Origin of the sequence: Bifidobacterium sp. ESL0800 (assembly GCF_029395355.1) — a bacterium.
GTDB lineage: Bacteria > Actinomycetota > Actinomycetes > Actinomycetales > Bifidobacteriaceae > Bifidobacterium.
Genome location: NZ_CP113913.1, coordinates 370224 through 383808, shown reverse-complemented (window position 1 = coordinate 383808; position 13585 = coordinate 370224). Strand labels below are relative to the sequence as shown.

Here is a 13585-nt window from a genome sequence, read left to right as displayed (position 1 = left end):
GACGCGTTTTCATTGCTGCAACGTCGCCATCGAATCGAGTGTCGCCAATACCTTCAACTGACGACGGCCGAGCAGCTTGCCGCCCAGCCATGTGCCGACGGCCAATACCACCACCCCGTCGATGACGGCGCAGACGCCCAAGGCCCAGAACGGCCAGAACCGCGAGAACGGGATCAGCATCATCAGCCCGCTGGGCAGCACCAGCACGACCACCAGAAGCATATACAGCAGCGGCATCACGAGCTGCGCAAGCGCACGGCCCTGCGGCGTGACAAACGGCTTGTCGATCGACGGCACCGGATAGATGGCCATGCACGACATGACCTCCGCGACACCGAGCCCCACCAGGTCGAAGGCGACGCCGAAACCGAAGAAGACGGACATCTGCCGCCAGTCACCGGCGTTGGCCCAGCTGCCGGTGAACACCATCAGCACCAAGGCGATCAAGGCCAGATACACCAGCGAAAAGACTGCGTAGACGCGCACACGGCCGCGCCTGTCGTCGCAGCCCTTCAACCCGGCCAATACCTGCATGGCGAATCCCTGTCCGTCGTAGGCCAAGCCGTTGCTCTCGACGAAATTCATAAACAGGCCGGCGAGGATAAGGGCAGGAAAAGCGGCAAGGGCGTGGCCGTGGGCGGTCACGAGCATGATGACCGCAAACAGCAGCGGCATCAGCAGGAACATGAATTGACGGGGGTCATGCCGCAGATAGGTGACCAATCGTGCCGACACCGCGCCGGACGGCGAATCCGGCATCCAGCCGAACGCCCCGATGCCTTTGATCGTGGCGGAGTGGCTGTCGTCGCTGCCGGACATCAGCCGCTCGTGCTTCAGGCACCACAAACCGACCGCAAAACAGAGCACCCATGTCGCCGCAAGCACGACCAGACGGCACAGCAGCGCGCCCCACGCCCCGCTCGCCACGTCGAAAGGCAGCGCGAAGGCCGCGGCCAGAGGCGTGAAGGAAAGCACCGCCGTCACGTCGGACAACGAACGCATCGCGGCGGAGATCTGCGCTTCCGTCCCAGCAGTGATTTCGACGCTTCCGTTCTCGGACAGGCTTCCGCCCGCCGCTCCGCCACCCAGCATGGCCGGGATTTCGACGATGGCCAGGAAAATCAGAAACATGACGATATAGAGCACCGCCTGGCCGTGCTTTGTTCGCACCAGGGCGTCGAGCAGCGAGGTGACCATACGGCCGAGCATGCAGATGGTCAGGATGGCCAGAGGCGCCGACACGAGCGCGGCGACAACCATTCCCTCGCCGAGCCGGCGGTAGGCCATCGCCCATTCGGCGAGCGCCACCATACCTGCAATCGCCGGAATACCGGCCATGCTCGAGGCGATAAGACCGGTCTGCAACGTTTTGTCTTCAATGCCGAACAGCGCAAAACGCCTGACACCCATCGCCGTGCCGCCGCCGATCATCATCGCCTGCAGCATGACCACCATCAACGTCAGCAACGAGCCAAGCAGGACCATGGCGAAGCGCATCGCGTCCACCGGAGCCATGTCGCCCGGCACATGCGGGTCCGGGCCGAACCGCCAGGCGAAGATGCCGACACCGACGACAAGGGCCAGAGCGATCAGCGCGGTCAGGACGAAACTGATTGTCTGCCAAGCCGACTTGCGCATCGTCGCCCACGTCAGCGCCCACTTCAGGCGCACCATGGTTGCTATCTCGCCCATCGTTCACGCCTCCGGGTTGGGGCCTGCTGGATTGGGGTTGACCGAGTTGGCCAGGCAGGGATTGGCCGGGCTCGAACCGGCAGGATTACCTGATTTATCTCGACTGGCGAAGTTGGTTGGAGCAATCTGACCAGCGGAACCGGCATGGCCGTTTGGATTGATATGACCAGCGACGTTTGCCTGACCAGCTGGGTTCACCATGCTCGCTGAACTGGCCGCAGCACCGTTGCCGCCGCCGTCGAGCCAATCGAGGTGCGCGGCGCCGTGCCGACCGCCGACCAAATAGAGGAACCGGTCCTCCAAATCCTCTCCTGCCTCGACCTGCGCGACGGTGCCGGCCGCGCGCACACGCCCGTGGTCGATGACGGCAACGTGCGTGCACATCTTCTCGACCAGAGCCATGACGTGCGAGGAGATGATGACCGTGCCGCCCGTGGCCGCATACTCGGCCAGCACGTCCTTCAGATTCGCGCTGGACACGGGGTCTACGGACTCGAACGGCTCGTCGAGCACAAGGATGCGCGGACTGGCGATCATCGCCGTCCCGAGGCAGATTTTCTTGGTCATGCCGGCCGAATAACCCGAAACCATCTTGTCGCCCGCCTCGGCCAGGTCAAAGGCCCGCAGCAGGTCGTCGGCACGCTTGGCGACTTCGGCGCGCTTCATCCCTCGCAGCATGCCGGAATAGATCAGCAATTGCCGGCCGGTGAGCCGGTTGAAGATCTGGTCGGCCTGAGGCATCACGCCGATGGACCGCTTGGCCCGGTTGACGTCGCTCCACACATCGAAACCGAGAATGCTAATCGTCCCGCCGTCGGGCATCAGAAGCCCGGTGACCATGTTGAGCGTCGTGGTCTTGCCCGCCCCGTTGGGCCCGACCAGACCGTAGAACGAACCGACGGGAATATCAAGCGAAAGGCTGTCGACGGCCGTCTTGTCGCCGAAGCGCTTCACCAGCCCCTGTATCGACACCGCCATTGCTTCGGTATCGTTGGAATTCCGTCCGTAGCCCACCGCCGATGCAGCCTCGTCCATCGTCTCATCCTTCGCTCATCACGACATCTTCGTTCTCTTCAAAGGATACAGGACACCCTGCAGATTAGACAAAAGCAATCAATATTGCGGGTTATAGGCCGATAAGCATCTCGCCAAGAAATGAAAAACCGCGAAACCTTGCGATTTCGCGGATTTGAATGGTGCGCACGGCAGGATTCGAACCTGTAACCTGCTGATCCGTAGTCAGCTGCTCTAATCCATTGGGCTACGTGCGCAGTGTCAAGAACCTTGTTTTTGACAACTCATCTAATATAACGTAGGTTGCCGATTCGCGCAAGCATGGCGTGTCGTGCCAACCCCGGTAAAGAGACTGCCCTGCACGTTTTTGACCAAACGCGTGTATCTTGCCCCGGACGAAAGCCTTGCCGTCTCGCGCGCCACTGCACGTCTTTAACCAAACGCGTGTATCTTGCCCCGGCGCGACGAACGCCCGGCCGTTGCCGACGAGACGACCATCTTCGGCACGCCCTCGCCGTTGACCGCCGTGGCGTCGACGATGACCTGTTCTACGTCATCCATCTCCGGCAGCTGGAACATCGTCTCCTCCAGCGTCTTTTCGATGATCGAACGCAGTCCGCGTGCACCGGTGCCTTCCCTGATGGCCTTGGCGGCGATGGCGGCGATCGCCTGATCGGTAAACGTCAGTTTGACCCCGTCGACGGCGAACAGCTTGCGGTATTGCTTGACCAACGCATTGGCCGGACGCACGAGGATGTCGCGCAGGTCCTGCTCGGTGAGTTCGTCAAGCACGCTGACCACGGGCAGACGCCCGATGAACTCCGGAAGCAGACCGAAATCGCCCAGATCGTCCGCGTCGACCTGCCGCAGCAGGTCGGCTGTGCTCTCGTCCCGCTCATCGAACGTCGCGGTAAAGCCGCTCTCGCGCGCCCCGAGCCGCTTGCGCACGATCGCGTCGAGGCCGACGAACGCGCCGCCGCAGATGAAGAGGATGTCACGTGTATCCATTTTGACGGTGTTCTGGTCGCGGTGCTTGCGCGTGCCTTCGCCCTCCAGCGGCACCGAGGCGATGGTGCCTTCAAGGATTTTCAGCAACGCCTGCTGCACACCCTCCCCGTTTACATCGCGGGTCAGAGAGGCGCTTTCGCCGCTTTTTCGGGCGATCTTGTCGATCTCATCGATATAGACGATGCCGTGTTGGGCACGTTCCACGTCACCGTCAGCGGCCTGCAGAAGCCGTTGCAGCACACTTTCCACGTCGTCGCCGATGTATCCGGCCTCGGTCAAGGTGGTGGCGTCGACGATGACGAACGGCACGTTCATCACCCGGGCCAGCGTCTGAGCCAGATAGGTCTTGCCGACGCCGGTCGGACCCAGCAGGAGAATATTGGATTTGGCCACTTGCACGTCTGCCAGTGGATCGGCCACCCGTCTGCCGGAACGCCTCCCGGGACCTGCCTTGGCATCCTCTGCAGTGCCAGACCTATGCGACGCACCCGAAGCCGCAGCGGCCTTGCCCATGCCGGCCCCGGAGCCATGAACACCCTCGCCCATTTCCATATTCACGCGCTTGTAATGGTTGTAGACGGCTACGGAAAGGGTGCGCTTGGCCTGTGGCTGGCCGACCACATACTGGTCGAGATAGGCGTAGATCTCGGAAGGCTTGGGCAGATTCAGCGCGTTGATCTTGACGTCCTTGTCATTGTCGTCGTTGATCAGGTCGACGCATTGGGCGATGCACTCGTCGCAGATCGCCGCACCCTGGCCGGTGACGAGCTTACGCACCTGACGCTCGCTTTTGCCGCAGAACCCGCAGCGCGGGATGGAGTCGTTATAATCCACCACGTCGCCCATGCCTTCTCCTTACACGCATTCGCGCTCCCGTGCCTTTTGACACGGTGACGCCCGTTACGCCAAAGCCGTTTGCGTGCCGCACCAATGCAGCAACACACCAAACGGCAATCGACGCTCTTCCAACTGGTCCGTATACGACGATACCCCTCACGCGCGAACGTGAAGGGTATCGTTACCAAATCAACCGATTTGTCTACCTGACGAAGCCGTGGCCTCAAGAGAAGCGCGAGTTACTTGCAAGCTATTTTGCAAGTTATCTGCGATCTGCCACGAGATTACTTGCGGTTGGCGAGCACCTCGTCGACCATGCCGTATTCCTTGGCCTCGGGGGCCGTCAGGAAGGTGTCGACCTCGATGTCCTTGCGGATGCGCTCGGCGGACTGGCCGGTGTGCTTGGCCAGCGTGTTCTCGAGCCATTCGCGCATGCGCAGCATCTCCTTGGCCTGGATCTCGATCTCGGTGGCCTTGCCGGCGCCCTGATCGATGGCGGGCTGGTGGATCAAGACGCGCGCGTTGGGCAGCATCAGACGTTTGCCCTTGGTGCCTGCGGCGAGAATCACCGCGGCGGCCGAGGCGGCCTGACCGAGACAGACGGTCTGCACATCCGGCTTGATGTATTGCATCGTGTCGTAGATGGCCGTCATCGCGGTCATCGAGCCGCCGGGCGAGTTGATGTACATCATCACGTCGCGGTTGGGGTCCTGGCTCTCCAGGACCAAGAGCTGGGCCATGATGTCGTCGGCTGAGGTGTCGTCGACCTGCACGCCCATGAAGATGATGCGGTCTTCGAACAGGCGGCTGTAGGCGTCCTGCGTCTTCATACCGTAGGGCGTCTTCTCGCTGAACTGCGGCATCACGTAACGGCTTTCAGGCCTGAACCCTGCCACGCCACGCGGGCCGGCGAGACGCTCGGCACGAGCTACAAACTTCGCTTCTTCACTTGCCATCTGTTCACTCCCCTGCCTTCGCTGTGCGCATGCTGCCTGGTGTGGTCACGATCTTGTCGAAGAACCCGTAGTCCAGCGCCTGCTGGGCGGTGAACCAGTGATCGTACTCGTTGTCGCGGTAGATCTCTTCCAAGGTGTGCCCGGTCTGGTCGGCGGTGAGCTGCGACATGGTCTTCTTCATATCCATGATCAGCTCGGCGTTGATGCGCACGTCGGTGGCCGTGCCGCCGATGCCGCCCGAAGGCTGGTGCATCAGAATGCGCGTGTGCGAAGTAGCGAAACGCTTGCCCTTGGTACCGCTGGAAAGCAGGAACTGGGCCATGGAAGCCGCCATGCCCACGGCCACGGTCGCCACGTCGGGCTCGATGAGCTGCATGGTGTCGTAAATGGCCATGCCTGCGGTCACGGAGCCGCCGGGCGAATTGATATAAAGCCAGATGTCTTTCTTCGGATCCTCGGCCGCAAGCATCAGCATCTGTGCGCAAATGACGTTGGCATTGGAATCCTTGACCTCATCGCCAAGCCAGATGATGCGTTCCTTGAGCAACCTATTGAAAATCGGGTCCGTCATGGACGGGGCCGAATCCCCTTCGTCCATCGACGGCGTAGATGTCAGCAATCCTGCCACCGTATCTCCTTGATATTCACGTGTTTATTACCGTTTACGATATTACCCGCACTTATACGACACTTTTTCTTGTTTTGCGCTCAGCGCTGGAAACACGGCGTTTCAGAGCATCCAAGAAAACCTTGGAAACCAAAGCCGAGACCGCGACGCCGATGCCCACCGGTACGAAAAACGCCATCGGCGCGCGGGTCAGTTCCATCACCAGACACATCGCCATCAGAGGAGCCTGCTGGGAGGCCGCCAACAGCGCGGTGGCCCCCACGAGGGCGCATGCGGTGATCGTGTCATGCGGACTGATCAATATCCATGCGAAACCAAGCAACGCACCGAGGGTGGCGCCCAGAGAGATACCAGGTTGCAAGACGCCACCGGATGCCCCTGCACGGATGGTACCCAGCGTCAGCACGGCTTTCGCAACCAACAAAGCCAGCAGAACCGGTATCAGACCGCCGGCCTTGTCTGCCACGCAGGCAAAGGCGTATTGTGCCACCGAGCGGCCGTTGCCCATGATCTGCGGCAGCCATATCGCAACGACACCCGTCGCCAAGGCGGCCAGCGGCATCATCCAGAGAATGCCGGCACCTTTGGGTTTGTTTCCTTCGGCCCACTGCGAGCCCTTGCGAAACATCGCTCCGGCAAAGCCGCAGACCACACCGGCGAGCACAGCAAAGAGAGACAGTGTCCATGTCGGCACCACGGCCTTGCCCATCGCGGCCATGCCGTAGAACGTGTCACGTCCGCGAATCAAAGAGGCGACATAGGCCGAAACCACCGAAGTGCCCAGAGCCATGCCGACGGTCTCGATGCCGACGTCGGCCAAAAGAATCTCAATGGCAAAGAACGCACCGGCGAGCGGAGCATCATAGACTCCGGCAAGTCCGGCTGCGGCCGCACAGCCTACGACCATCGTCCGGTCCTTTGCGTCCAAATGAAAAAGACCGGAGAAGCGTTGACCCAGCATCGCCCCGAACTCGCGTGGGGCCACCTCGCGGCCGACCGACGAACCGGCGCCGACAATGAAAATCTGAAGCAGCACATGCACCGTGGTCTGCCAAGCCGGCATGCGCTCACCCGCGACGGCCTTCTTGACCGACGGCACCTTGGTGGTTTTGGTGCGCAGCAGCCACCAGACGATCGCTGCGAACACGGATCCGGCCACGACCGAGGCAACGCGCCGCCACGGCACCACCTGATACGGACTCGGATTCTGCGGATTCTCGACATACCCCAGCATCAGCCGTTCGACGCCACTGAGCATGACACCAAGCAGCCCGGAACTCACGCCGACAGCACCGCCCAGCAGGAAAACCGTCGCTAAAACCCAAATCTTACGACGACGCCCGTCAATCATTCTCATCGACGTTCCTCTCCAATACCATCACCTCTGTTGCGGCTTTAATCCCATATCCAATTTTGAGCAGGCAAATTAATCTGACGTAATGGTAGCAAACATCATCTCGCGGACATCCTAAACGGTCATTACCAACAATTCCTCAAGATTCCATCATGTTGGTGCCACCAAGTTACCCTTTTTATTAAGAATCAAGTCGCAATCTTCAAAAAACCAGGGTCTTGGTGCACCAAGATGGCGTTTAATCAGCAAATCAAGATCTAATCTGCAAAAAATGGGGTTCTTGGTGTCACCAAGAGCAATAAAATGACGAGATTATCTTTAACTTTATAAAAACATATCTAAAGAAAATATGAAAATGTGGGGTGTAGAAGAATTCTTCCACACCCCACATCAGACAGTCAAATCAGACGGCAAAGACTCACTCGGCCTTGTCGTGATCGCTGAGCTCGTCGGCTACGGCGGCAGCGGCGGACGCGGCCTCGACGCTTTCGTTCTCTTCGGCATCCTCGGCGGCTTCGTCATCGCCAAGGAACGGGGTCAGATCGAGATCCTTGCCGTCGCAGGTGAACTTGACGGCGCGCATGCCGGCCAAGAGGCCCTTGGAACGGCCGACTTCCTGGACGGCGGAGCCGAGCTGGCCGTTCTGAACGATCGCGTTGATGAAAGCACTCGGATCCATGCCGTACTGCTGGGCGATGGAGGCGAGGAAGTTGGTGACGTCCATCTGCGAGACCTTGACGTCGAGCTGCTCAGCGAGGGTGTCGAGCACGATCTGGTCCTTGAGCTCCTTGTCGGTGGCCTCTTCGGCTTCCTTCTTCTGCTCGTCTGTGGCCTTCTTCGGGTCGGCCGTGACCTGCTTCAGGTGGTCTTCGATCATCTCGTCACGAACGCCCTTGGGCAGCGGGATCTCCACGTCCTTCTTCAGGGCGTCGAGGAACGCATCGCGGGCCTCGTTGGCCTGCTTGCCTTCGCCGTCACGCTCGCACTGCTTCTTGATGTCTGCCTTGAGCTCATCCAAGGTGTCGAACTCAGAGGCTTCCTGAGCGAAGTCGTCGTCGAGCTTCGGCAGCTCTTCGGCCTTGACGGAATTGACCTTGACCTTGATCTGGGCTTTCTCGCCTTCGTGGTCGCCGCTTTCCAGCGTGCCTTCGAAGGTGGTCTCCTCGCCTGCGGACAGGCCGTCGAGCGCTTCATCAATGCCGTCGAGCAGCTTGCCGCTGCCGAGCTCGTAGCTCACGCCTTCCTGGGAATCGACGTCTTCGCCGTCGATGGAGGCGGTGAGGTCGATATTGGCGAAATCACCCTTCTTAGCCGGGCGATCGACGCCCACGAGGGTGCCGAAACGCTGACGAAGGTTGTCGAGGCGCTTGTCGACGTCCTCATCGGTGACCTCGGCCTTGGCAACATCGAGGGTCATGCCGTCGAGCTTCGGCAGCTCGATTTCCGGGCGGCGCTCGACGGTGGCGATGAACTTCACCTTGGTGTCATCCTTTTCGCTGGTCGGCAATTCCTTGACATCGAGCTCCGGCTGAGCCATCGGGCGGATCTTCTTCTCCTCGAGGGCCTTGGAGTAGAGCTCCGGGACCGCGCTGTTGACGGCTTCACCGGCGACGGCGCCGAAACCGACGCGCTGGTCGATGATCTTGCCGGGTACGTGGCCCTTGCGGAAGCCCGGGACGCTGATCTGCTTGGCGATCTCCTTGCGGGCCTCAACAAGATACGGGTCGAACTCTTCCGGATCGACGGTGACGGTGAGCTTCACCTTGGTGGGCTCGAGATTCCTCACGCTGATTTTCACGCTAGTGCTCCTGACGATTATTCCTACTATTCCTGCCTAAAGGCAACCCTCATATAATAACGCGCCTCACGGACTCTGCAATAAGCGCAATCTGCCATTTTCTGGCACCCTGCTCGCGCAGAAATTCCGCGATGTCGAGATCGGCCGCATCGTCGCGCCAGCAAAGGTTGCGAATAATCTGCGGTTTGATGAGCACGTCATGCGGAGTATTGGTATCCTGCGCAATCTGGGAGATGACGGCTCGCACCTTCTTGAGACGTGCGAACCGGTCGGGATGATGTACCGACCAATATTTCATGGAACGCGGCGCATTGACCTGCTCTTCTCGCGGCGGCGCCGGCGGTTCCGGCCAGTCCTTGGGCTTGAGCTCGAGGGCCTCCTGGATGGTTTCCTTCCACACATTGGGCCGTATCGAGCGCTGGATGGGCGCGTAACGCTCGAACATCTTGTCCTGCTCGTTGCCCATGTGGATGCGCACACGTTCGTTCAGGCTGCGGATGGCGCGGAACTGGCGGGTGTTGTGCGGCTTCTTCTGCGCCGCCTCGATGATGGCCGCGTCGCTTAAGAGCAACGTCGGTGCGATGTCATCGGCGCGGGCGAGTTCGTCACGCTTTTCCCAGAGCGCCTTGGCTACGGCCTGGCCGCGTCTGTCATGGCCAAGCACGGTGAAATGGGAGATGCGCATCCACGGCACCGGATGCCCCGGCTGAGGTCCTGTCCCTTGGGCGAGCGCGTGGTCGAATTCTTCCTCGGCCCATTCGGACTTGTCGGCTTTTTTGAGGTCGGCGCGCATATGCTGCTCGAGCTCGATCAACAGCTCCACATCAAGCGCGGCGTAATTGCGCCAGTCACGCGGCAACGGCCGGTACGACCAGTCGGCCGCGGAATGCTCCTTGGCGAGCGTGATGCCAAGGTAATGCTCGGTGACGGCGGCCAGGCCGAAACGTTTGAGACCAAGCAGCCTCGCCGCGATCTCGGTGTCGAAGAGCGCATGCACCTTCATGCCCAAATCGGTGAATCCGGGCAGGTCCTGCAACGAATCATGAATAATCCATGTCGCGTCGCCAACGGCCTTGTTGAACTCATTCCAGTCCACGCCGACCTCGTTGAGCGCTATCGGGTCAAAAAGGACGATGCCGGAGCCGGTACGTTTGAATTGGACCAGCCAATCCTCGTGGCCATAGCGATAGCCCGAGGCGCGCTCGGCGTCGGCAGCCAGCGAACCGCTGCCCGCGGCCAGCCTGTCGCAGGCTTCATGGAATCCGTCGAGGGTATCAATGACCTCGGGGACGCCCCCACGTGGCTCAGACTGCAACCGTGGCTCGCTCAAAACCGAACTCCTACTCCGCCTTCACGCAGCCTTAACGCCACACCTCAAATCCTAAGCGTTGCTGACTTTTCACCGTGATGGACACCGCTATACACTAAATCCGGCGTCCACCATATCGCGAGCCTTGGGCAGCAGAGCCTATACGGTTTATTCTCGAAACGGAAGTCTGTCAAACACGCTTCGCTCGCTTCCGACAAGCGACTTCTTTGCCGTCTTTCTTTGAGTAGCAATGCTTGGAATGTCTCTCCACTCACAACCGCTTAATGACAGCGAACCGTTCGCAGACCACTTTGGTGTCGTCGTCCACGGTGAACGAATCGTCCCCTATCTCCTCGAGGAACTCGGGGCTTCCCCAAAACCGTTCGTGGGCCTTGCGCCAGCCGGCGGCATCGTCGTATTCCTCGCCCTCACCTCGGGCATGCTCATCGGTGATATCGCGCAACTTGACGATCTTGACCTCCATCAGCCGAGTCACGCATGCCGGTTTGTCATCGGAATCGATCACCACAGCCAGCTTCCCGACCTGCGGCAACGGTTCATGGTCATGCTCGTACTCGGCAAGCAGCGAGCTCGTCGTGGTTTTGCGCCCCTCCAGTATCGCTTCAACCAGCTGGTCACGCAAAGGACCAGGGAAGGCATATTCATCGCGCTCAAGGGTGTCCAAATCAATGGTTTCAAGATCGATATCCGCGTTATCGTTCATTTCTGCTTCAGCATTCATTGCCATTCTCCGTTCTTGATTTTCTGGTTGACACCATTGCTGAATTGACTGTCAATATCCCGCCATATCCATGACGTCTATCGGTTACTGCGAACGCACCACATCCATGAAACGAGGGCCATAAAGATGCAGCTTGTTCTCTCCGACGCCATTGACTGCAAGGAACTGCGCGTCGGTGACCGGTTTGATGCGGGCCATGTCACGTAGCGTCTTGTCGGAGAAGACGATATAGGGAGGTTTGCCGATCTCCTGGGCGATGGTGCGCCGCAGCTCGCGGAATTTCTGGAACAACGCCTCATCCTCCTCGCTCGGCTCGTAGTCACCGAACGATCCGGACATCGAGCCAGACGCCCCTGCGCCATTGGCGGTATCGGCATCGTAGGAGCCAAATGCTTTGCCGGAAGCATCGACCATCGCCTTCTTGCGTTGAATCCGCTTGATCTCATAGTGGAAATCAGGACTGACGGTCTCGCCGGCGCGCGCCCCGAACCGCACGACCGGCAACCTGCTCTCTGAGATGAACAGGTAGCCATCGGTCGCCATCTGGTTGATGACATCGCGAATCCGGGCGTCCGGGACATCGTGCAACGCCCCGTAGCTCGGCACCTGGTCCAGGCGGCGGCTGATGAGATCCTGCGCCTTCGAGCCACGCAGCACCGAGACGATCTTGCCCATGCCGAAGCTCTGGTTGAGATCATGGACGCAACGGCTGACGGCACGGGCCACCGACGAGACATCGATGGTCTCGAACGTGCTTTCGCAGTTCGCGCAGTTGCCGCATTTGTCTGGCACCGAGTCGGCTGCCCCATTCGTGCCTGATTCGGATTCGTCGTTTCCCTTGATATTCCCTGCGGCATTCACGTTGTTCGGATCGGCGAAATAGCGGACGATGTAACGATGCAGGCACTCGGTGGTTCGGCAATAGCCGATCATCGCGTTCAGGAGTCGGCGGTGGTTCTGGCGGACGATTGCCTGCTCCTCCTCGCTCATACGCTCGTTGTCGGAATCCATGTCCAGCAGCCTGCGCCGGGTGACGATGTCCGACTCGTTCCAGAGCAACGTGCACCGTCCCGGTTCCCCGTCACGCCCGGCCCTGCCGGCCTCCTGATAGTAGGCCTCGATGCTCTCAGGCATGTTGTGGTGGATGACGTAGCGGACGTTCGACTTGTCGATGCCCATGCCGAAAGCATTGGTGGCCACGACCACCGGCACCTTGTCGGTGACGAAATCACGCTGTGCCGCCTCGCGCGCCTCGGCGGACATGCCACCGTGGTAGGCCACGGCCCCGATGCCGTGGCGGTTCAGCTCATCGGCCAGCGCCTCGGTCTCCTTGCGGGTAGCGCAATAGACGATGCCCGACTCGTCGGCATGGTTGCCCGCATAATCGGCAATCCACAGATTCTTGCGTTTGGTGGGCATGTTGATGATGTCAAAATAGAGGTTCGGCCGGTCGAAGCCTGTGACCGTGACCTTGGGAGCCTTGAGCCGCAGAAGACGCACGATGTCGCGACGCACTTTTTCGGTCGCGGTCGCCGTGAACGCGGCCACGGTCGGCCGCACCGGCAAACCGTCGATGAACTCGCCGATGCCCAAGTAGGACGAGCGGAAATCCTGCCCCCATTGCGACACGCAGTGCGCCTCGTCGACCGTAATCAGCGAGATGTTCACCTGCGAGGCGAAGTCGCGGAAACGCTGCGTCTCCAAACGTTCCGGTGCCACATACAGCATCTTCACGTCGCCTTGCCTGGCCTGCGCGAACACCATATCCTGCTCGTCGGCCCCTTGCGTGGTGTTGATGAACGCCGACTTGATGCCCGCGTCATTCAGCACGTCCACCTGGTCACGCATCAACGAAATCAATGGCGAGATGACGATGGTCAGCCCCGGCAGCATCGTGGCCGGCACCTGATAGCAGATGGATTTGCCGGCACCGGTCGGCATGACTCCCAGCACGTCATGGCCGGAGAGGATGGCATCGACCAGATCCTCCTGCCCTTCACGGAACGAATCATAACCGAAATAACGCTTCAGCGCCGCAAGCACATCGCCTTGGTCGAATTTGCGACTATCCGCAGTTGGTCTGGCCTCAGCCGCACCCGCAGCATCCCCTTGCATATCCTGAAGATGCAGGGCCCATGCCTCGTCCTCCTCGGACGGATCCGCCTCTTGCATCCGCCACTGCGTTTCGTCACCAGCAGGGGCAAAGCGCCCGTCCTCAGCCGGATAGTCGTCCTCGGTCATACCAAC

10 protein-coding genes and 1 tRNA gene are annotated in these 13585 nt (G+C 60.3%); all 11 read right to left on the bottom strand.

Annotation, left to right across the window (positions count from 1 at the left end):
* Nucleotides 1–9 precede the first annotated feature (9 nt).
* Nucleotides 10–1692, bottom strand: a complete 1683-nt coding sequence (locus OZX75_RS01585) for an ABC transporter permease (protein ID WP_277146511.1) — start codon at nucleotides 1690–1692, stop codon at nucleotides 10–12.
* A 3-nt stretch (nucleotides 1693–1695) separates the two neighbouring features.
* Entirely contained in the window at nucleotides 1696–2727 is a 1032-nt protein-coding gene (locus tag OZX75_RS01580) for an ABC transporter ATP-binding protein (protein WP_277146510.1), read from the bottom strand.
* A 159-nt stretch (nucleotides 2728–2886) separates the two neighbouring features.
* A tRNA-Arg gene (locus OZX75_RS01575) sits at nucleotides 2887–2963 on the bottom strand.
* Nucleotides 2964–3138: 175 nt separating this feature from the next.
* On the bottom strand, nucleotides 3139–4560 hold the full coding sequence (gene clpX / locus OZX75_RS01570) for an ATP-dependent Clp protease ATP-binding subunit ClpX (protein WP_277146509.1): 1422 nt from the start codon (nucleotides 4558–4560) through the stop codon (nucleotides 3139–3141).
* A 275-nt stretch (nucleotides 4561–4835) separates the two neighbouring features.
* The gene (locus tag OZX75_RS01565; RefSeq protein WP_277146508.1) at nucleotides 4836–5507 is read right to left on the bottom strand and encodes an ATP-dependent Clp protease proteolytic subunit; all 672 of its coding nucleotides are present in this window, start codon (nucleotides 5505–5507) and stop codon (nucleotides 4836–4838) included.
* A gap of 4 nt (nucleotides 5508–5511) precedes the next feature.
* A complete protein-coding gene (locus OZX75_RS01560) occupies nucleotides 5512–6105 on the bottom strand; it encodes a ClpP family protease (protein WP_525930301.1) in 594 nt (197 codons plus the stop codon).
* A gap of 82 nt (nucleotides 6106–6187) precedes the next feature.
* A complete protein-coding gene (locus tag OZX75_RS01555; RefSeq protein WP_277146506.1) occupies nucleotides 6188–7492 on the bottom strand; it encodes a chloride channel protein in 1305 nt (434 codons plus the stop codon).
* Between the two features lie 415 nt (nucleotides 7493–7907).
* On the bottom strand, nucleotides 7908–9287 hold the full coding sequence (tig, locus tag OZX75_RS01550; protein ID WP_277146505.1) for a trigger factor: 1380 nt from the start codon (nucleotides 9285–9287) through the stop codon (nucleotides 7908–7910).
* A gap of 49 nt (nucleotides 9288–9336) precedes the next feature.
* Entirely contained in the window at nucleotides 9337–10617 is a 1281-nt protein-coding gene (locus OZX75_RS01545) for an HRDC domain-containing protein (RefSeq protein ID WP_277146504.1), read from the bottom strand.
* 250 nt (nucleotides 10618–10867) lie between these two features.
* On the bottom strand, nucleotides 10868–11338 hold the full coding sequence (locus OZX75_RS01540) for an ASCH domain-containing protein (RefSeq protein WP_277146503.1): 471 nt from the start codon (nucleotides 11336–11338) through the stop codon (nucleotides 10868–10870).
* Between the two features lie 84 nt (nucleotides 11339–11422).
* The gene (gene recQ / locus OZX75_RS01535) at nucleotides 11423–13453 is read right to left on the bottom strand and encodes a DNA helicase RecQ (protein WP_525930300.1); all 2031 of its coding nucleotides are present in this window, start codon (nucleotides 13451–13453) and stop codon (nucleotides 11423–11425) included.
* Nucleotides 13454–13585: the final 132 nt, after the last annotated feature.